This window comes from Rathayibacter sp. AY2B3 (assembly GCF_002931755.1).
Lineage (GTDB): Bacteria > Actinomycetota > Actinomycetes > Actinomycetales > Microbacteriaceae > Rathayibacter.
This window is the reverse complement of the sequence record NZ_PSUG01000042.1, coordinates 1-18,341: the sequence shown is the minus strand read 5'-3', so window position 1 is coordinate 18,341 and position 18,341 is coordinate 1. Positions and strand designations below refer to the sequence as shown.

Genomic DNA, 18,341 nt, shown 5'->3' with positions numbered 1-18,341 from the left:
GGGATCAGCGGCGACGTCGACGGCGACGGGTCGTCGGGGCGGGAGCGGGCTCGGGCTCGGGCTCGACGTCGTCCGAGTCCTCGTCATCGGAGTCGTCGTCGGAGTCGTCCTCGTCGGAGTCGTCCTCGTCGGAGTCGTCCTCGTCGGAGTCGTCCTCGTCGGAGTCGTCCTCGTCGGAGTCGTCGTCGTCGGAGTCGTCCTCCTCGGAGTCGTCCTCCTCGTCGTCGAGGTCCTCGTCCTCGGCCTCCTCGAGCTCGTCGTCGTCCGCGTTCTCGACCTCCTCGCCGAGCGCGTCCTGCGCGGTCTGGTAGTCGGCGAGACGCACGGACCACGGCACCCAGTCCGGAGCGAGGACGGCGCCCTCGCCCGGCAGCAGTTCGACCTCGAGGACGTTCACGTCCTCGGTCTCGTCGATCCGGGACAGCGTCGCCGTCCACAGCCAGCCCGGGTACCCGCGCATGAGGTTCGCGAACTGCAGCGACACGACGTGCTCGCCCTGCGCGAGAGTCGTCACCAGCTCGCCGATCGTCCCCTCCGGGGCGATCTCGGCGAGCGCCGCACGAGCGGCATCGAGTGACCCCGCGAGCACGGCGTCCGCCTCGTAGACGGGCTCGGAAGCCTGGACCGCTGCGGCCTCGTCCGCCTCTCCCGGGGAAGCGTCGCCGTCGGCCGGAAGCGTGTCCGCCGCCGATGCGGGATCGGTCTCGGAACGGTCGTCGGGAACGGGAGCGGCATCCTCTGCAGAACTCGCGTCCTCTGCGGTCGCCGCGTCCGAGCCGGAGGCCTCCGCCGCAGCGGCGACGTCCTCGGCCGGAGGAGTCTCCTCTGCAGAGGCGGAGTCGTGGGCGGGAGCCTCGGTCACCGGGAGGGCGGGGTCGCCCTCGGCCCCGCCGGAAGGAGCCTCGTCGTCACCAGCCGCCGGGTCAGCGGCGATCGCCTCGTCGGCTCCGCTCGCCTCCTCTGCGGAAGGGTCCTGCTCGGCCGGAGTCGTGTCCTGCTCGGCGACGGAGTCGCCCTCTCCCGAGGACTGCTCCACGGGAGCGTCCTCCGGGGTCGGAGCGGCGACGGTCTCGTCGATCGGGCCGTGCTCGTCGGTCGTGCCGTCGGCGTCAGGCATCCAGCTCGTCCGCAACCCGGCGCAGGAGCGCCGCGATCGTGCGCCCGTGCGCCTTGTCGGGGTAGCGACCGCGCTTGAGCCCGGCGCCGATCCCGTCGAGCAGCTTGACCGTGTCCTCCACGATCACGGACATGTCGTCCGCGGACTTCCGATTGAGCTTCACCAGGCTCGGCGGGGCGTCGAGGACGCGCGCCGAGAGCGCCTGCGCCCCGCGCTTGCCGTCGGCGATGCCGAACTCGAGGCGGGTGCCGGCCTTGACCGCGGTCCCGGAGGGCAGCGCGGAAGCGTGCAGGAAGACCTCCTGGCCGTCATCAGTGCTGATGAAGCCGAAGCCCTTCTCCTCGTCGTAGAACTTGACCTTGCCGGTAGGCATGCAGACCCCTCCTGGAAATGAAGCAGCCATCAGTTTAGTCGACCGGGGCCGCCCTATCCTTGACGGGTGAAGCCACAGGAGCCGGCGGGCATCGGACGCGCGGAGCGCACGCTCGCCTACATGTTCATCGCGATCATCGTCGTGACGGTCCTCGCGTTCCTCGCGATCCTGGTAGCCCCCGCGCTCGGGATACGCGAGTACACCGGCCCGTTCTGGCAGTTCGTCTTCGCCGTGCCGCTGGTGGGCCTGCCGATCGCGTTCCTCATGATGATCGCGATGCTGATCGTGGGGGTCAGGCGCCGCCGCGCGCAGTCCTGACCGGCCGCGATCTCCTCTTTCTGCTCCGCCGCGGATCCGGCGTTCCCCGCCGCCGAGCAGGCACCGAGCGCCCGGACAACCGACTCCCAGACTCCGCACAGCCGACGGCCAGATACTGTCCTGCATGGACGGACCCCGCATTCTCATCGTCGACGACGAGCCCAACATCAGAGACCTGCTCACCACGAGCCTCCGCTTCGCCGGCTTCGCCGTGCGGGCGGTCGGCAACGGGGCCCAGGCCATCTCGGCGGTCCTCGAGGAGGAGCCGGACCTGATCATCCTCGACGTCATGCTCCCGGACATGAACGGCTTCGGCGTGACCAAGCGCCTCCGCTCGGCCGGATACACCTCCCCCATCCTCTTCCTCACGGCGAAGGACGACACCGAGGACAAGATCACGGGCCTCACCGTCGGAGGCGACGACTACGTCACCAAGCCGTTCAGCCTCGACGAGATCGTCGCGCGCATCAAGGCGATCCTCCGCCGCACCATGCACGCCGAGGAGGACGCGGTCATCCGCGCCGGCGAGCTGACGATGGACCAGGACACGCACGAGGTCCTCGTCGGCGACGAGCCGGTGGAGCTCAGCCCCACCGAGTTCAAGCTGCTCCGCTACCTGATGCTCAACCCGAACCGGGTGCTCAGCAAGGCGCAGATCCTCGACCACGTGTGGGAGTACGACTTCAACGGCGATGCGGGCATCGTCGAGTCTTACATCTCGTACCTGCGACGTAAGCTCGACACGCATTCGGAGGAATCGCTCATCCAGACCAAGCGAGGATTCGGATACATGCTGAAGGTCGCGAAGGCCTAGCCTCCGCCACCTCGGCGCCACCTCCCGTCGGAGGCGCGGCGCCCGCCGATCCCGAGGGAGTTCCACCGCCATGCACCAGGGTCTGGCCGAGCGGTGGAACTCTATCTCGTTGCGCACGAAGATCACCGCCGTCACGGTCCTCCTGCTCACGCTGGGACTCCTCGTCTCCGGTATCGGGACGATGACGATGCTGAAGCCGCAGCTCGTCGCGCAGCTCGACGCGCAGCTGGCCGACCAGGTCCAGCGGACGGCGAGCGACCTCTCCGTCAAGGACCTCGCCGCGATCGACGAGTCCAAGGCCGACTTCGGCGCCGTCTACGACCAGTACGGCACGCTCGACAACACGAACGTGTCCGGCGCGGCCGATCCCGCCTTCCCGCAGACCTTCACCCTCGAGCAGGCGCTGCAGGGCGGCGACAAGCCGATGGAGATCTGGAGCTCCAACGGCAAGGTCGAGTACCACGTCATGTCGACGGTGTTCACGAGGGGCACCGAGTACCAGACGCTCCTGCTCGCGGTGTCGACCCGCAGCGTCGACGTCATCATGACGACGTACCTCACGATCTTCCTCGGCTTCGGAGTCGCGATCGTCGTGATCGGCGCGCTCCTCACCCGCCTGCTGGTCACCACGACGTTCGCTCCGCTGCGCGAGGTCGAGCAGACCGCCGCCGCCATCGCCGACGGCGATTTCAGCCAGCGCCTGGACGGCACGACGCCCAACACCGAGGTCGGGCGCCTCAACCGCTCCCTGAACGCGATGCTCGGGCGGATCGACTCCGCCTTCCGCGACCGCGCCCGCACGATCGACCAGATGCGCCGCTTCGTCGGCGACGCCAGCCACGAGCTGCGCACCCCGCTCGTCTCCGTCCGCGGCTACGCCGAGCTGTACAGGATGGGCGCTCTGCAGACGCCCGAGGCCGTCGGCCAGGCGATGGAGCGCATCGAGAAGGAGGCGATCCGGATGGGCGGCCTGGTCGAGGACCTCCTCGAGCTCGCACGCCTCGACGAGACGAAGCCTCTCGCGCTCGCGCCCGTGGACCTGATGCCGCTCGCCCGCGACGCCGCGATGGACGCGATGGCCTCCTGGCCCGACCGCGACTTCGGCGTCGAGACCCGCGACGACACCCCTGTCGAGACGCCTGCGCTCGAGCTCGACGAGGCCGGCGCCTCCGCCACGCAGCCCATGGAGCTGACGAACCCCGGGCTCACCGGACCGATCGCCGCGGCAGGAGCCCGGCTCGCCCGCTTCCGCCGGCGTCCGCGCCGGGTCAACGCCGAGGAGATCGCCGCCGGCACCGCCACTGCCCCCGAGGAGCCGGGCGTGCCGGCGATGGTGATGGCGGAGGAGAACAAGATCCGCCAGGTCCTGACGAACCTGATCGGCAACGCAGTCCGCTACACGCCCGAGGACACTCCGATCGAGATCGGCGTCGCCGTCGACCGCTCCCGCCGACTCGCCCTGCTGGAGGTCATCGACCACGGCGAGGGCATCCCCCCGCAGATCCGCGAGAAGATCTTCCAGCGCTTCTGGCGCGCGGACACGTCGCGGACCCGCGAGACCGGCGGCAGCGGCCTGGGGCTGGCGATCGTCTCCTCGATCGTCGCCGCGCACAAGGGCCGCGTGGACGTCGTCGAGACGCCGGGTGGAGGCGCGACCTTCCGTGTCGCGCTGCCGCTGCTGACCGTCGGTCAGAACGGCGAGACCTCCCCCGCCTCGGTCTGATCCGCACCGCGGTCCGTCTCCCGGCGGGGCCGCTCCGTTCCGCGCTCTCCTGTCGACGTCCACGGGCGGCACGGATCGATCCACCCGGGCGATCGGGACCTCGCGCACCCCGCCCGAGCGGCCGCGCACGGCTCACTCTCTCCTCCTCGGGACCACCGGGCCGCGAGCCCGCCCGCACCGCCGGAGACCAGAGCCGACGCACGTTGCACGCCGCGTCCGCGGATCCGGCGGAGTCGCCGTCCGCATCCGTCCGGCCGAGGACCTCTGCTCCCCGATCCTCCGCGTCGCGACGTGGCCCGGGCCGCACCCTGCGCGCCTCCGCTGCCGGTGCCGATCGAGAGGACCCGGAGGGTACGGGATGCGGTGCCCCCGGAGGAGAACCGCCGTCGTGATCGCGGGGTCCCGTCCAGGAGCATCTGCTTGCACGCTCGCCTGCACGCTCACGCGCACCCTCAAAGGCAGAAGGCGGCTCCCCCGGAGGGGAACCGCCTTCTGCCTGGTGGGGGCCTGGACTAGAAGTCCATGCCTCCGGTGGGGTCGCCGCCCGCGGCGACAGGGTTCTTCTCGGGCTTGTCGGCGACGACGGCCTCCGTGGTGAGGAAGAGGCCGGCGATCGACGCCGCGTTCTGCAGAGCGGAGCGCGTGACCTTGACCGGGTCGATGATGCCCGCGGCGATGAGGTCGACGTACTCGCCGGTCGCGGCGTTGAGGCCGTGTCCGGTGGGGAGCTCGCGGACCTTCGCAGCGACGACGCCGGGCTCCATGCCCGCGTTGAGAGCGATCTGCTTGAGCGGGGCGTCGATGGCGACCTTGACGATGTTCGCGCCGGTCGCCTCGTCTCCGACGAGCTCGAGCTTCTCGAAGGCGAGCTTGCCGGCCTGGATGAGGGCGACGCCACCACCGGCGACGATGCCCTCCTCGACGGCGGCCTTCGCGTTGCGGACGGCGTCCTCGATGCGGTGCTTGCGCTCCTTGAGCTCGACCTCGGTCGCCGCTCCGGCCTTGATGACCGCGACACCGCCGGCGAGCTTCGCGAGGCGCTCCTGGAGCTTCTCGCGGTCGTAGTCGCTGTCGGTGTTCTCGATCTCGCCGCGGATCTGCGCGACGCGGCCGGCGATGGCCTCGGCGTCGCCGGCACCCTCGACGATCGTGGTCTCGTCCTTGGTGATGACGACCTTGCGGGCCGAGCCGAGCAGGTCGAGGGTGACGTTCTCGAGCTTGAGGCCGACCTCCTCGGAGATGACCTGGCCGCCGGTCAGGATCGCGATGTCCTGGAGCTGCGCCTTGCGACGGTCGCCGAAGCCGGGAGCCTTGACGGCGACCGACTTGAAGATGCCGCGGATCTTGTTGACGACCAGGGTCGCCAGCGCCTCACCGTCGACGTCCTCGGCGATGATCAGCAGCTGCTTGCCCGCCTGGATCACCTTGTCGACGACGGGGAGCAGGTCCTTGATATTCGAGACCTTGGAGTTGACGATGAGGATGTAGGGGTCCTCGAACACCGCCTCCTGGCGGTCGGGGTCGGTCACGAAGTACTGCGACAGGTAGCCCTTGTCGAAGCGCATGCCCTCGGTGAGCTCGAGCTCGGTGCCGAAGGTGTTCGACTCCTCGACGGTGACGACGCCCTCCTTGCCGACCTTGTCGATCGCCTCGGCGATGATCGCGCCGATCTCGGGGTCCGCGGCGGAGATGGAGGCGGTCGCCGCGATCTCCTCCTTGGTCTCGATCGCCTTCGCGCCGGCGATGAGCTCGGCGGTGACGGCCTTGACGGCCTTCTCGATGCCCTTCTTGAGGCTGATCGGGTCGGCGCCGGCCGCGACGTTGCGCAGGCCCTCGCGGACGAGCGCCTGAGCGAGGACGGTCGCGGTGGTGGTTCCGTCGCCGGCGACGTCGTCGGTCTTCTTGGCGACCTCCTTGACGAGCTCGGCGCCGATCTTCTCGTACGGCTCGTCGAGCTCGATCTCCTTGGCGATGGAGACGCCGTCGTTCGTGATGGTGGGAGCGCCCCACTTCTTCTCGAGGACGACGTTGCGGCCGCGCGGGCCGAGGGTCACCTTGACCGCGTCGGCCAGAGTGTTGAGTCCACGCTCGAGGCCGCGGCGGGCTTCTTCGTCAAAAGCAATGATCTTGGCCATGTGTGTTTCTCGTCCCTCCCGGACGTCGTGAAATGTCTGTGCTGGCACTCGACCGGAGCGAGTGCCAAGGTCGATTCTGGCACTCGCGGTGGACGAGTGCAAGCGACCGGCACGCGCTCCGACACGAAGGAGCCGCCGCCCGCACGAGGCGGACGACGGCTCCCGGGAGGCTCGGCGGTCAGGCCGGGCGGACCGATTCGGCCTGCGGGCCCTTCGACCCCGTGCCGACCTCGAACGCGACCTGCTGCCCCTCCTCGAGGACCTTGTACCCCGACATGTCGATCGCGGAGTAGTGGACGAAGACGTCCTGTCCGCCGCCGTCGACCGTGATGAAGCCGTAGCCCTTCTCAGCGTTGAACCACTTGACGGTTCCGTTCGCCATCTCTGTACTCCCCAGTGCTGTGATGCCCGCGGCACGAGCGATGTGCTGGTGCCTGGTCAGGAATACTAATCCGACGATCGGGCCCGGCAGGGGCTGGAGAGGGCGTCGCGGGGAAGAGTTGCCCGGGATTCAACACGGAGGAAACGTGCCCGTAACAGAGGGTCCCGATCAGCCCTGCTCGGAGGCGTAGTCGGACCCCAGGACCACGACGACGGAGCCCGTCTCGACGAAGTCCTGCGAGAGCAGGACGGTCCCCGTTCCGAGCGAGTCGACGAGACCGAGGGCCGCTCCCTCGAGCGCCGGGTCGCTGAAGTAGACCGTCGTGGCGGCGATGTCCTCGGTGTTCGCGTTCGCGACGGTCGGGACGCTCCAGCCGGCCGTCGTCAGGGCGTCGCCGGCGCTGGCGGCGAGTCCGACGGTGGCGGTGCCGTTGAGGACGGCGACGGCGAGCTCGGGATCGAGCGTCGCGGCCGCGGTCGGAGTCGCCTCGGCGGTCGCGGTGGGCGGGGTGAAGACGTCCGTGAACTGCACCCGGTCGTCGATGACCAGCAGCCCGATGAAGCCGAGCAGGACGATGACTCCGGTGGCGAGCGCCGCCCACGCGAGGGCGACGGCGCGGGCGTGGGGAGCCGGCGGCCGGCGGTGGGCGCCGACGCGCGCCTCCGTCGCCGGGACCTCGTCGAAGCGGTCTCTCGGGTGCGTGTTCGACATCGGGGGTACGGCCGGCCTTCCGTTGGTGGACTCGAGCAGCTCGTCTACTCGAGGCGCCCGAGGCGTCGCGAGGCGCGGGCGCCGGCGCGCTGGTCGCGGATGCGCTGCAGCCGCGTGACGAGCATCGGGTCGTGCGCGAGGGCGGCCGGAGAGGCGAGCACCGCGCTGAGCACCTGATAGTAGCGGGCGGCCGACAGTCCGAACTGGGAGCGGATCGCGTCGTCCTTGTCTCCGGAGCGGGCGGTCCACTCGCGCTCGAAGGCGAGCACCCGCAGCTCTCGCTCGGACAGACCGGTGCCCGGCCTCGGGTCCGTCGTCCTGCTCATCCCCCCAGGGTAGGCAGGCCCGCGGCCGCCGCCGGGGAGGCGCTCCGAACGGCTCGCGACCGCGTCGCGGCGCCGCGGCGGGGAGTCTCCTCCACAGCCCGCGGAGGCGGAATGGAGCCGTCGTCCCGGGGGTTGGACCAGGTGGAGGGGCGCGACCGCCCCCGTACACTGACGAGGATTCCGAGGGAGACCCATGTCGTCGTATTCCGTGAACAAGTCCGACGCCGAGTGGCGCGAGGAGCTCGACCGCGACCAGTACGCGGTCCTGCGCGAAGCGGCCACCGAGCGCCCGTGGACCGGCGAGCTGCTCGACGAGCACCGCGCCGGCCTCTACACCTGCGCCGCCTGCAGTGCCGAGCTCTTCAAGAGCGGCACCAAGTTCGACTCCGGCTGCGGCTGGCCGAGCTTCTACGAGTCCGTGAACCCGGACGCCGTCCAGCTGATCGAGGACAGCACTCTCGGCATGGTCCGCACCGAGGTCCGCTGCGCGAACTGCGGATCGCACCTGGGGCACGTCTTCCCCGACGGCTTCGGCACGCCCACCGGCGACCGCTACTGCATGAACTCGATCGCCCTGAACTTCCAGGCCGAGGGCGAGTGACCGTGCCCTCCTCCCCCGTGCTCGAGGCCGTCCTCGCGCGCCGTTCGCGCTCGAAGGTGACGCCGGAGGCTCCGGGGCACGACGAGATCGCGGCGTTCGTCTCGGCGGCGTCGCGTCTCGCCGATCACAGCTCGCTGCGCCCGTGGCGGGTCATCGAGATCCGCGGCGCCGCCCGCGACCGGGTCGGCCGCAGCTTCGCGGTCGCCTCGGGAGCGAAGAAGGACCCCCGGAAGTACATCGAGAAGACGCACCGCGCCTCCCTGCTGCTGGCCGTCGTGGTCAGCGTCAAGAAGTCGAAGGTGCCGGCCTGGGAGCAGGAGGCCGTCGCCTCGGGCGTCGCCCACCTCCTGAGCCTGCTGCTCGACGAGGCGGGCTGGGGCGTCTTCTGGCGCACCGGCTCCTACACGCGCGACAAGGCCGTGCGGAAGGCGCACCGCCTCGAGAAGGGCGAGGAGCTGCTCGGCTGGCTCTACGTCGGCCGTCCCGACGGGAAGATCGGCGGCCCCAAGCGCCCCGCTCCCGCCGAACGGCACCTCAGCATCCTCGAGCCGTGAACCCCGGCGGGCCCCGATCCGAGCGGATCCGGGGCCCGCGATAGGGTGGCCGGGCGCATGAGCGCACCTGCCGACGTGGCGCAATTGGTAGCGCACCCGACTTGTAATCGGGCGGTTACGGGTTCAAGTCCCGTCGTCGGCTCAGGAGAGGCAGAAGGCCCCGACCGCTGCGTGCGGTCGGGGCCTTCTGCCTGAGCGCGGGTTCTCCGCGTCTGGGACTCAGCCCGCGGCGGCCGGGGTCGGCTCGGAGGAGGCGGGAGCCTCGGTGGAGACCGGGGCGTCGCCGGGAGCCGGGGTCTCGGTCGAGGCAGGGGTCTCGGTCGAGGCGGGCGTCTCGGTCGGCGCCGGGGTCTCGGAGGAGGAGAGCGCGGGAGTCGCCGACGAGTACGAGTCGGCGGCGGCCGAGAGCACGAACGAGCTGAACGCGTCCGGATCGGTCAGCGAGCCCGAGTACGCCTCGCCGTTGACCAGGACGGTCGGGGTGCCGGTGACGGCGGGCACGTCCGTGCCGGGGAGCGGACCCGAGGTGGCGCGCTCGGTCGCGGCGCGGACCCAGCTCACGAAGCTCTGGTCGTCGATGCAGGTGTTCACGGCCGCCGTGTCCTCGACGCCGGCCTGCGAGGCGTAGTCCTTCAGCTGGTCGTCCGACAGGCCGTCGGTCCCCTCCGCCGGCTGGTCGGCGAAGAGCAGGGAGTTGAAGTCGAAGAAGGAGTCGGGCGAGCGGTCCGCGACGCACGCGGCGGCGTTGGCCGAGCGCTCCGAGTACTTGGTGCCGTTGGAGCGGGTCGTGAGGATGGCGATCGGGTGGATCTCGACCGTCGCGGCACCGCTGGTCACCCACTCCTTGATCTGGTCGCCGTTGGTCTTCTCGAACTGGCCGCAGTAGGGGCAGAGGTAGTCGAGGTAGACCCGGATGTCGACCGTGCCGCCCGAGGTGTCGAGCGCACTGGGAGTGGGCGTCCCGTCGGCGGCGACGGCGCCGCTCGTCTGCGCGACCATGTTCTCGCCGACGACCACGCCGTCGCTCGCCATGTTCGCCGGGCCGGGGCCCGCGGGGCGGATGCTGGAGGTGACGGCGAAGACCACGATGACGACGACCGCGATCACGACGGCGGCCAGCCCGCCCTGCAGGGCGAAGCGGCTCACACGGTCGCGGCGCTTCTGCTGCTCGCGCAGGCGGCGCGCCTTCTCTCGGGCGGCCTCTCGTCGCTGGTTCTTCGAGAGACGGTCGTTGGCTCCGCCGGTGGTCATGACAAGAACGCTCCGAATGAGAGAGGGGGAAGAAGGGGGTCGCCTGGCGCGACTCGCCGGAATCCTACGCGCGAGCCCTGGGAAACCTCCAAACGACGGATACGGGGCGCCCGACCGACGATTGTCGGCCCCGTGGCATACTGTGACGGTTGGTCGGAGTCGCCCACGCGATGATGACCATCACTTCCATTCACTCGGATCGTCCGGCACGTACCTGCCGGTGAAGGAGCAAGAACAATGGCGTCCGTAACTTTCGACCACGCGTCCCGCGTCTACCCCGGGGCCACTCGCGCCTCCGTCGACAAGCTCAACCTCGAGGTGGGCGACGGCGAGTTCCTCGTCCTCGTCGGCCCCTCCGGCTGCGGCAAGTCCACCTCCCTGCGCATGCTCGCCGGCCTCGAAGAGGTCAACGAGGGCCGCATCCTCATCGGCGACCGCAACGTCACGGACGTTCCGCCGAAGGACCGCGACATCGCGATGGTCTTCCAGAACTACGCGCTGTACCCGCACATGTCCGTCGCCGAGAACATGGGCTTCGCGCTCAAGATCGCCGGCGTGAACAAGGACGAGCGCGCCGCGCGGGTCCTCGAGGCCGCGAAGATGCTCGACCTCGAGCCCTACCTCAACCGCAAGCCGAAGGCGCTCTCCGGTGGTCAGCGCCAGCGTGTCGCGATGGGCCGCGCCATCGTCCGCAAGCCCCAGGTCTTCCTCATGGACGAGCCGCTGTCGAACCTCGACGCCAAGCTCCGCGTGTCCACCCGCACCCAGATCGGCACGCTGCAGCGCCGCCTGGGCATCACCACGGTCTACGTCACCCACGACCAGACCGAGGCGCTCACCATGGGCGACCGCATCGCGGTCCTCAAGGACGGCCTCCTCCAGCAGGTCGGATCGCCCCGCGACCTGTACGAGAACCCGAACAACGTCTTCGTGGCCGGCTTCATCGGCTCGCCCGCGATGAACCTGTTCCACGCGGACGTCACCGACGGCGGCGTCAAGTTCGGCGACACCGTCCTCCCGATCGCCCGCGAGGCGCTCGCGAAGACGAGCCAGAAGGTCGTCACGCTCGGCGTGCGCCCCGAGGACGTCACCGTCTCGACCCAGCCCGGCGGACTGCCGATCGAGGTCGACCTCATCGAGGAGCTCGGCTCGGACGGCTACCTCTACGGCCACACCGAGGTCGAGGGCCGCCGGACCGACATCGTCGCGCGCGTCGACGGCCGCGTGCACCCCACCGCGGGCGACCGCGTGTACGTGACCGCGAACCACCGCGTGCACATCTTCGACGCGGAGTCGGGCGAGCGCCTCTCCTGAGCCTCCTCCTGCACCGCACGCTGCCGCCGTCCCCTCCAGGGCGGCGGCAGCGTCGTCTGCGGCTCCCCCACCGTCCGACACGCGACACGAACGGCGCACCATGTCCGGCTCCCTGAACATCACCTCGGCCACCGTCGACCCGGCCCTGCTCGACCTGCCGTGGAACCTGCGGCTCGACGACTGGCCCGACGAGTACATCGCCGCTCTGCCGAAGGGCATCTCGCGGCACACGGTCCGCTTCGCGCACCTCTCCGGACACGTCGTCGCCGTCAAGGAGACGACGGCCGAGATGTCGCGGCGCGAGTACGAGATGCTGAAGACGCTGCAGCGCCTCGACGTGCCGTGCGTGGTGCCGGGCGCCGTGATCACGAACCGCACCGACGACGAGGGTGAGGCCCTGCCCGCGGTGCTGGTCACCCGTCACCTCAAGTTCTCGCTCCCCTACCGGGCGCTGTTCTCGCAGACGCTGCGGCCGGACACGGCGACCCGCCTGGTCGACGCGCTGGCGCTCCTCCTGGTCCGCCTGCACGTGATCGGCTTCTTCTGGGGCGACGTGTCGCTCTCGAACACCCTCTTCCGGCGCGATGCCGGCGCCTTCGCCGCCTACCTGGTCGATGCGGAGACCGGGCAGCTCTACTCGGGCGGCCTCTCGAACGGCCAGCGCGAGAACGATCTGGAGATCGCCCGCGTCAACATCGCCGGTGAGCTGCTCGACCTCGAGGCGGGCGGACGCGTCGACGACGACCTCGACCCGATCACCGTCTCCGACGGCATCGTCGCGGCGTACCGCAGCCTCTGGAAGGAGCTGACCGGTGCGGAGTCGTTCGCGACCTCGGAGCGCTGGCGGATCAACGACCGCGTGAACCGGCTGAACGAGCTGGGCTTCGACATCGAGGAGCTCGCGATCAAGACCGACGAGGCCGGATCGACGGTGCGGATCCAGCCGAAGGTGGTCGACGCCGGCCACCACCAGCGGCGGCTGCTCCGTCTCACCGGGCTGGACGCGCAGGAGAACCAGGCGCGGCGCCTGCTGAACGACCTCGACTCGTACACGGCGACCTACGACAAGCAGGGCCTGGACGAGGAGATGGTGGCGCACGAGTGGCTGGCGCAGGTGTTCGAGCCGGTCATCCGCTCGATCCCCCGTGATCTCAAGGGTCGCCTGGAGCCGGCCGAGATGTTCCATCAGCTGCTCGAGCACCGCTGGTTCATGTCGCAGCAGCAGGCGCGCGACGTCCCCCTGGCGGAGGCGGTCACCGCCTACGTGAACGACATCCTGCGTCACCGTCGCGACGAGGCGACGGTCATCGCTCCTCCCACCGAGGCGCTGACCCTCCCGAACCTCGTCCTCGACGAGTCCGGCGACGCCGAGCTCACCGACGAGGACGCCGACGTCGACTGGACGAAGAACGTCTGACCCCTCCCACCGCAAGAGGGCCCGCGCTGTCCGCACGGGCCCTCTTCGCATTCCCGCCCGCCGAAGGCAGCGCCCGTTCCCGCTCGCCGAAGGCGGCGCCCATTCCCGCTCGCCGCAGGCGGCGCCCGTCTCCGCTCGCCGCAGGCGGCGCCTCACCCCCTCCAGCCCCGTAGCGCGGGTGCCGGCGCGGTGAGCTGCAAGGCGGAGGAGGAAGCGATACCGGCGGTATCGCGCCCGACGACAACGCCGCAGATCGCCGTGCCGGCGCCCGCGCGCGCGCTACTCGGAGCGGAGTCTGGAGATCTCGTAGAGCGCCACCGACGCCGCGATCCCGGCGTTCAAGGATTCCGTGGCGGAGCTGATCGGGATGGAGACGACGGCGTCGCACTGCTCGGTGACGAGCCGGGAGAGGCCCTTGCCCTCGCTGCCGACGACGACGAGGAGCGGCCGGTCGGCGAGTTCGAGGCCGGGCAGCATCACGTCGCCGTCGCCGTCGAGTCCGATGACGAAGACGCCCGCGCGCTTGAAGTCCTTGATCATGGCGGTGAGGTTGGACGCCATCGCGACGGGGATGCGTGCGGCGGCTCCGGCGGAGGTCTTCCAGGCGGCGGAGTTGAGGCCGACGGAGCGGCGCTGCGGGACGATGACGCCCTGTCCGCCGAACGCGGCGACGGAGCGGATGATCGCTCCGAGGTTGCGCGGGTCGGTGATGCCGTCGAGCGCGACGAGGAGGGGGACGGCTCCGCGGGAGACGCTGCGCTCGAGCAGGTCGCTCGGGTGGGCGTACTCGTAGGGCGGCACCTTGAGCACGAGGCCCTGGTGCACCGAGTCGGGGCCGGCGAGGCGGTCGAGCTCCGGGCGCATGACCTCGAGCACGGGCAGGCCGCGGGCGGTGGCGATCTTCAGCGCCTCCTTGACCCGGTCGTCCATCTCGATGCGGGTCGCCAGGTAGAGGGTCGTCGCCGGGATGCTGGCGCGCAGCGCCTCGAGGACCGAGTTGCGGCCCGTCACCATCTCGAAGTCGTCGCCGCTCTTGGGCTTGCGCGACGGAGCGGGGCGCCCCTGTCCGCGGGCGGCCGCGGTGAGGGCTCCGCCGGGGCGGCCCTTGCCGCCGGCGGCGACGAAGCGCTCGCGCGCGAGCTTCGCCTTGCCTGCGGGGTGGTACGGCCGGTCCTCGGCCTTGGGCGTGGGCTTCTTGCCCTCGAGGGCCTGACGGCCCTGACCGCCGGAACCGACGGCCTTGCCCTTGCTCTTCTTTCGGACCGCTCCGGGGCGGCCGGGCTTATTCGCCATCGAGACTCCAATGCGCACCCGTCTGGGTGTCTTCGATCGTGATTCCCGCCGCGGCGAGATCGGTTCGGATGCGGTCGGCGCTCGCCCAGTCGCGCTGCTCGCGCGCGGTCTGGCGTTCGGCGACCAGGCGGTCGACCAGCACGCTGAGCGCGCGGTACGAGGGTTCGTCGTCGGAGCGCGCCCACTCGGGCGCCTCCGGGTCGATGCCGAGCACGGCCGCCATCGCGAGCACCTGGGTGCGCAGGGCCGAGACGGAGCCGAGGTCCTCGGCGTCGAGGGCGGCGTTGCCGGCGCGCACGGTCTCGTGCAGGACGCCGATGGCCTGCGGGACGGACAGGTCGTCGTCCATCGCCTCGGCGAACTCCTCCGGGACCACGGGCTCGCCGAGCGCGGCGAACCGCGTGCCGTCGAGGCGGCGGCGGGAGCGCTCGAGGAAGCCCTCGATCCGCTCCAGCGCCGCTTCGGCCTCCTCGAGGGCTCCGTCGTGGAACTCGAGGGTGGAGCGGTAGTGGGCGGAGCCGAGGTAGTAGCGGACGACGAGCGGGCGGGCCGCGTCGAGCAGCTCGGAGGCGAACACCGAGTTGCCGAGCGACTTGCTCATCTTCTGGCCGGTGACGGACACCAGTCCGTTGTGCAGCCAGTAGCTGGCGAAGGCGTGGCCGGCGGCGCTGGACTGGGCGAGCTCGTTCTCGTGGTGGGGGAAGCGCAGGTCGAGTCCGCCGCCGTGGATGTCGAACTGGGTGCCGAGGTACTTCGTCGACATCGCGGAGCACTCGATGTGCCAGCCGGGGCGTCCGGCGCCCCACGGGGATGCCCAGGCGGCCGACTCGGGCTCCTCCGGCTTGGCGCCCTTCCAGAGCGCGAAGTCGTGCGGGTCGCGCTTGCCGCGCGGGTCGGCGTCGGTCGCCGCCTCCATGCTCTCGAGGCGCTGGTGGGTGAGCGAGCCGTAGTCCGGCCAGGACCGCGTGTCGAAGTAGACGTCGCCGGAGTCGTCGGGCGCCGGGTAGGCGTGACCGCGCTCGATCAGGGCCTGGATGAGCGTGATCATCTCGGCGATGCTCGCGGTCGCGCGCGGCTCGTAGGTCGGCGGGAGGATGCCGAGGGCCGTGTACGCGGCGGTGAACTCGAGCTCGACGCGGTAGGCGAGGGCCCACCACTGCTCGACCGGCGCGCCCTCGGGCGCCCGACGCCGCGCATCCTCGGCGATGGCGAGGATCTTGTCGTCGATGTCGGTGACGTTGCGCACCAGGGTGACCTGGAAGCCGCGGTACGCCAGCCAGCGGCGCAGCTGGTCGTAGGCGAGCGCGGACCGCAGGTGCCCGATGTGGGGCGAGGACTGCACGGTGGGTCCGCAGACGTACATCCCGACCTCGTTCTCGCGGAGGGGGACGAAATCGACGAGGGCCTGGGCCTTCGAGTCATGCAGTCGCAGAGTCACGCGGGCGAGTTTACCGGGCGGACCGCTGCCGGCCGGGTCGGCGGCGGCGTCCGGGGACTACCGGGCGATCGCGGGGGCGGGGAGGACGAGCGCGGTCGCGGTCGCGGCGACCCCCTCGCCCCGGCCGGTGAAGCCGAGCGCGTCGGAGGTGGTGGCGGCGACGCTGACCGGTGCGCCGAGCAGATCCGAGAGCAGCCTCTGCGCCTCCTCGCGCCGCGGCGAGAACGTCGGGCGGTTGCCGATGAGCTGCACCGAGACGTTGCCGATGGCGAAGCCCGCGGCCTCGACCAGTTCGCGGGTGGCGCGGAGGAAGACCTCGCCGTGGGCGTCCGCGAAGCGCGGGTCGGCCGTGCCGAAGCGGGAGCCGATGTCGCCGAGACCCGCCGCCGCCAGGAGCGCGTCGCAGATCGCGTGGGCGACCGGGTCGCCGTCGCTGTGCCCGGACAGTCCCCGCTCCCCCGGCCAGTGCAGCCCGGCGAGCCAGAGCGGCGACGCGTCGTCGAACGCGTGCACGTCCGTGCCGATGCCGACGCGCGGCACGACGACGGCGGGCGGCGGTGCGAGCACCTGCTCCGCGCGGGCCAGGTCCCAGGGGGTGGTGATCTTGAAGGCGAGCGGGTCGCCCGCGACGACGACCGAGGGACCGCCGCGCGAGGCGAGGAGCGCCGCGTCGTCGGTGAAGTCCTCCTGTGCCGAGGCGTAGGCCTCGTCGAGGAGCGCGCGAGGGAAGCCCTGCGGCGTCTGGACCGCGGCGAGCTCGGAGCGGTCCACCGTGCCGAGGATCCCGCCGTCGGCGCGGATGCGCTTGATGGTGTCGGTGACCGGCAGGCCGGGGATCACTCCGCCGCCCGTGGCCCGGACCGCCGCGATCACCCGCTCGAACTGGTCGACGGGCGTGAGCGCGCGGGCGGCGTCGTGGACGAGCACCGTCTCGACGGCCGGGTCGAGCGCACGCAGTCCCCGAGCGACCGACTCCTGGCGGCTGGCGCCTCCGGCGACGACGCTGACGGAGCCGTCCGGGGCTCCGGCGGCGTGCGCGAGCGCGGCCGTCTCCTCGAGGAGGGCGGCGGGCGCCACGACGACGATCTGCACGGGCTCCGCGAGCAGCAGCACCGTGCGCAGGCTGCGCTCGAGGATCGTCCTCCCCGCGCAGTCGACGTAGGCCTTGGGGCGCTCGCGGCCGAGCCTCGTGCCGCTGCCTGCGGCGACGACGACGACGGCCGCGGTCGGCGCGCCGGCGGGATCGCTCAGGATGCGAGGACCTCGTCGAGGAGCACGGAGGCGGCGTCCTCGTCGGTCTTCTCGGCCAGGGCGAGCTCGGAGACGAGGATCTGGCGGGCCTTGGCGAGCATGCTCTTCTCCCCCGCCGAGAGGCCGCGCTCGCGGTCGCGCCGGGTCAGGTCGCGGACGACCTCGGAGACCTTGACGACATCGCCGGACCCCAGCTTCTCGAGGTTCGCCTTGTAGCGGCGCGACCAGTTGGTCGGCTCCTCGACGACCTCGGCGCGCAGGACCTCGAACACGCGGTCGACGCCCTCTCGGCCGATGACGTCGCGCACGCCGACCAGGTCGACGTTGTCGGCGGGCACTTCGATGACGAGGTCTCCCTGTGCGACGCGGAGCTTCAGGTACGTCTTCTCCTGGCCCTTGATCGTCCGGGTCTTCACCTCGGCGATCGTGGCGGCTCCGTGATGGGGGTAGACGACCGTCTCTCCGACCTCGAACTGCATGCGACGTCCTTTCAGCGGCGGACAGATTACCATGCGCGCCGAGCGGGACGGGAGTCCGGACGGGCGGAGCCGCGGTGCTCGCTACGCTAGCCTGGTGTCGGCTCGTGCACAGTGAAGTCGCCCTGTCCGGGGCGAGCGGGGCCGACGATCTGGAGGTTCCTGTGAAGGCGCGTATCGCTGCATCCGTCGTTCTCGCGGTCGGCGTCGCCCTCGCTACCGCCGGCTGCAACCTCGTCGCCCCGCAGGCGACGCGCAAGATCTACGACCCGAGCGACGGGGTCGGCGCGACGATCGGCGATCTCGCCATCCGCAACGCGATGATCGTCTCGGACGACGGCGAGGCCGGCACCCTGATCGTGACGCTCGTGAACTCCACCGACGAGGCGCTGAGCGTCGAGGTGCAGTACGAGGGCTCCGCGGGCCGCACCAGCGACACCGTCGACGCCGTCCCCGGCCGCACCGAGGTGCGCCCCGACAGCACCGAGGCCGTCCAGATGGACGACATCGGCACCATCCCGGGCGGCCTGCTCCCCGTCTACTTCCAGTACGGCTCCGAGCAGGGCAAGGAGCTCCTCGTCCCCGTCCTCACGAACGCCCTCGAGGCGTACTCGACGCTGACCCCCGCGCCCTCCGCGACGCCGACCGTCACCCCGACGGCCGACCCCGCTCGGACCGCGCTCCCCACTCCCACCGCCGAGCCCGGCGTCGACGCTCCCACCGCGGAGTAGCCCCCTCCGTCCTCGAGGGCCGTCCACCGCCGCCGCACCGAGGAGCCCGGCGAGGAGCGGATCGTCGTCGCCGGTCCCGTCCGCATGGACATCGAACGCCACACGGTCGAAGTCGA

Annotated in this window: 19 protein-coding genes and 1 tRNA gene; 9 read left to right on the top strand and 11 right to left on the bottom strand. The window is 71.1% G+C overall.

The features are described 5' to 3' along the window. Nucleotides 1-4: 4 nt before the first annotated feature. Nucleotides 5-1,117, bottom strand: coding sequence for a DUF3027 domain-containing protein (locus C5C24_RS18060; protein WP_181135541.1), 1,113 nt, complete (start codon nt 1,115-1,117; stop codon nt 5-7). Next, nucleotides 1,110-1,490: a cold-shock protein gene (locus tag C5C24_RS13650; protein ID WP_104224602.1), complete on the bottom strand. Its 381-nt coding sequence runs from the start codon at nt 1,488-1,490 to the stop codon at nt 1,110-1,112. Before C5C24_RS13650 ends, C5C24_RS18060 begins: the two co-directional genes overlap by 8 nt. A 66-nt stretch (nt 1,491-1,556) precedes the next feature. Between C5C24_RS13650 and C5C24_RS13645 the strand changes: the two genes are divergently transcribed. The 3 genes from C5C24_RS13645 (at nt 1,557) to C5C24_RS13635 (ending at nt 4,345) form a co-directional block, all read left to right on the top strand. Further along, nucleotides 1,557-1,808, top strand: coding sequence for a hypothetical protein (locus C5C24_RS13645; protein ID WP_244248111.1), 252 nt, complete (start codon nt 1,557-1,559; stop codon nt 1,806-1,808). A gap of 124 nt (nt 1,809-1,932) precedes the next feature. Further along, a complete protein-coding gene (locus C5C24_RS13640; RefSeq protein ID WP_055787731.1) occupies nt 1,933-2,622 on the top strand; it encodes a response regulator transcription factor in 690 nt (229 codons plus the stop codon). A gap of 70 nt (nt 2,623-2,692) precedes the next feature. Beyond that, a complete protein-coding gene (locus C5C24_RS13635) occupies nt 2,693-4,345 on the top strand; it encodes a HAMP domain-containing sensor histidine kinase (protein ID WP_104305218.1) in 1,653 nt (550 codons plus the stop codon). 512 nt (nt 4,346-4,857) lie between these two features. On the opposite strand, the gene groL is transcribed toward C5C24_RS13635, so the two are convergent. The 4 genes from groL to C5C24_RS13615 all read right to left on the bottom strand — a co-directional run bounded on the left by groL (nt 4,858) and on the right by C5C24_RS13615 (nt 7,899). After that, nucleotides 4,858-6,480 carry a chaperonin GroEL gene (groL, locus tag C5C24_RS13630; protein ID WP_104224600.1) on the bottom strand — a complete coding sequence of 541 codons (1,623 nt, stop codon included), beginning with the start codon at nt 6,478-6,480 and terminating at the stop codon, nt 4,858-4,860. 178 nt (nt 6,481-6,658) lie between these two features. After that, nucleotides 6,659-6,862: a cold-shock protein gene (locus C5C24_RS13625; RefSeq protein WP_104224599.1), complete on the bottom strand. Its 204-nt coding sequence runs from the start codon at nt 6,860-6,862 to the stop codon at nt 6,659-6,661. A 168-nt stretch (nt 6,863-7,030) separates the two neighbouring features. Further along, the gene (locus C5C24_RS13620) at nt 7,031-7,573 is read right to left on the bottom strand and encodes a LytR C-terminal domain-containing protein (protein ID WP_104277701.1); all 543 of its coding nucleotides are present in this window, start codon (nt 7,571-7,573) and stop codon (nt 7,031-7,033) included. Between the two features lie 44 nt (nt 7,574-7,617). Further along, entirely contained in the window at nt 7,618-7,899 is a 282-nt protein-coding gene (locus tag C5C24_RS13615) for a DUF3263 domain-containing protein (protein ID WP_104224597.1), read from the bottom strand. Nucleotides 7,900-8,092: 193 nt separating this feature from the next. On the opposite strand from C5C24_RS13615, the gene msrB reads away from it, so the two are divergent. The 3 genes from msrB to C5C24_RS13600 all read left to right on the top strand — a co-directional run bounded on the left by msrB (nt 8,093) and on the right by C5C24_RS13600 (nt 9,196). Continuing rightward, nucleotides 8,093-8,500 carry a peptide-methionine (R)-S-oxide reductase MsrB gene (gene msrB / locus C5C24_RS13610; RefSeq protein WP_104277700.1) on the top strand — a complete coding sequence of 136 codons (408 nt, stop codon included), beginning with the start codon at nt 8,093-8,095 and terminating at the stop codon, nt 8,498-8,500. Beyond that, a complete protein-coding gene (locus tag C5C24_RS13605; RefSeq protein WP_104305217.1) occupies nt 8,497-9,054 on the top strand; it encodes a nitroreductase family protein in 558 nt (185 codons plus the stop codon). Before msrB ends, C5C24_RS13605 begins: the two co-directional genes overlap by 4 nt. 69 nt (nt 9,055-9,123) lie before the next feature. Further along, nucleotides 9,124-9,196 (top strand) — tRNA-Thr (locus C5C24_RS13600). A gap of 77 nt (nt 9,197-9,273) precedes the next feature. Here the strand turns inward: C5C24_RS13600 and C5C24_RS13595 are convergent. Beyond that, a complete protein-coding gene (locus C5C24_RS13595) occupies nt 9,274-10,305 on the bottom strand; it encodes a thioredoxin domain-containing protein (RefSeq protein WP_104305216.1) in 1,032 nt (343 codons plus the stop codon). Nucleotides 10,306-10,542: 237 nt separating this feature from the next. Here C5C24_RS13595 and C5C24_RS13590 point away from each other — a divergent pair, with 237 nt between their 5' ends. Both C5C24_RS13590 and C5C24_RS13585 read left to right on the top strand, forming a co-directional pair. Further along, complete coding sequence (locus C5C24_RS13590; protein WP_104224593.1) at nt 10,543-11,619, top strand: ABC transporter ATP-binding protein; 1,077 nt, start codon at nt 10,543-10,545, stop codon at nt 11,617-11,619. Nucleotides 11,620-11,719: 100 nt separating this feature from the next. Beyond that, nucleotides 11,720-13,036: a DUF4032 domain-containing protein gene (locus tag C5C24_RS13585; protein WP_104226481.1), complete on the top strand. Its 1,317-nt coding sequence runs from the start codon at nt 11,720-11,722 to the stop codon at nt 13,034-13,036. Between the two features lie 279 nt (nt 13,037-13,315). Here the strand turns inward: C5C24_RS13585 and rlmB are convergent, their stop codons facing one another. From rlmB to C5C24_RS13565, 4 genes are read right to left on the bottom strand one after another with little or no spacing between them, the layout of a single operon-like run. Next, nucleotides 13,316-14,329 carry a 23S rRNA (guanosine(2251)-2'-O)-methyltransferase RlmB gene (gene rlmB / locus C5C24_RS13580; protein ID WP_104277697.1) on the bottom strand — a complete coding sequence of 338 codons (1,014 nt, stop codon included), beginning with the start codon at nt 14,327-14,329 and terminating at the stop codon, nt 13,316-13,318. After that, complete coding sequence (gene cysS, locus C5C24_RS13575; protein ID WP_104305215.1) at nt 14,319-15,767, bottom strand: cysteine--tRNA ligase; 1,449 nt, start codon at nt 15,765-15,767, stop codon at nt 14,319-14,321. The genes rlmB and cysS overlap by 11 nt, the downstream gene beginning before the upstream one ends. Before the next feature lie 57 nt (nt 15,768-15,824). Continuing rightward, on the bottom strand, nt 15,825-17,021 hold the full coding sequence (ispD, locus tag C5C24_RS13570; protein ID WP_181110233.1) for a 2-C-methyl-D-erythritol 4-phosphate cytidylyltransferase: 1,197 nt from the start codon (nt 17,019-17,021) through the stop codon (nt 15,825-15,827). After that, a complete protein-coding gene (locus tag C5C24_RS13565) occupies nt 17,015-17,497 on the bottom strand; it encodes a CarD family transcriptional regulator (RefSeq protein WP_104277695.1) in 483 nt (160 codons plus the stop codon). Before C5C24_RS13565 ends, ispD begins: the two co-directional genes overlap by 7 nt. Nucleotides 17,498-17,658: 161 nt before the next feature. Between C5C24_RS13565 and C5C24_RS13560 the strand changes: the two genes are divergently transcribed. Continuing rightward, nucleotides 17,659-18,225: a hypothetical protein gene (locus C5C24_RS13560; protein ID WP_104277694.1), complete on the top strand. Its 567-nt coding sequence runs from the start codon at nt 17,659-17,661 to the stop codon at nt 18,223-18,225. The last annotated feature ends 116 nt before the right edge of the window (nt 18,226-18,341 follow it).

Bases quoted from the DNA above. Each gene is read 5' to 3' on its own strand.
- C5C24_RS18060 (WP_181135541.1), bottom strand. From the start codon at position 1,117: ATGCCTGACGCCGACGGCACGACCGACGAGCACGGCCCGATCGACGAG.
- C5C24_RS13650 (WP_104224602.1), bottom strand. From the start codon at position 1,490: ATGCCTACCGGCAAGGTCAAGTTCTACGACGAGGAGAAGGGCTTCGGC.
- C5C24_RS13640 (WP_055787731.1), top strand. From the start codon at position 1,933: ATGGACGGACCCCGCATTCTCATCGTCGACGACGAGCCCAACATCAGA.
- C5C24_RS13635 (WP_104305218.1), top strand. From the start codon at position 2,693: ATGCACCAGGGTCTGGCCGAGCGGTGGAACTCTATCTCGTTGCGCACG.
- groL (WP_104224600.1), bottom strand. From the start codon at position 6,480: ATGGCCAAGATCATTGCTTTTGACGAAGAAGCCCGCCGCGGCCTCGAG.
- C5C24_RS13625 (WP_104224599.1), bottom strand. From the start codon at position 6,862: ATGGCGAACGGAACCGTCAAGTGGTTCAACGCTGAGAAGGGCTACGGC.
- C5C24_RS13620 (WP_104277701.1), bottom strand. From the start codon at position 7,573: ATGTCGAACACGCACCCGAGAGACCGCTTCGACGAGGTCCCGGCGACG.
- C5C24_RS13615 (WP_104224597.1), bottom strand. From the start codon at position 7,899: ATGAGCAGGACGACGGACCCGAGGCCGGGCACCGGTCTGTCCGAGCGA.
- msrB (WP_104277700.1), top strand. From the start codon at position 8,093: ATGTCGTCGTATTCCGTGAACAAGTCCGACGCCGAGTGGCGCGAGGAG.
- C5C24_RS13595 (WP_104305216.1), bottom strand. From the start codon at position 10,305: ATGACCACCGGCGGAGCCAACGACCGTCTCTCGAAGAACCAGCGACGA.
- C5C24_RS13590 (WP_104224593.1), top strand. From the start codon at position 10,543: ATGGCGTCCGTAACTTTCGACCACGCGTCCCGCGTCTACCCCGGGGCC.
- C5C24_RS13585 (WP_104226481.1), top strand. From the start codon at position 11,720: ATGTCCGGCTCCCTGAACATCACCTCGGCCACCGTCGACCCGGCCCTG.
- rlmB (WP_104277697.1), bottom strand. From the start codon at position 14,329: ATGGCGAATAAGCCCGGCCGCCCCGGAGCGGTCCGAAAGAAGAGCAAG.
- C5C24_RS13565 (WP_104277695.1), bottom strand. From the start codon at position 17,497: ATGCAGTTCGAGGTCGGAGAGACGGTCGTCTACCCCCATCACGGAGCC.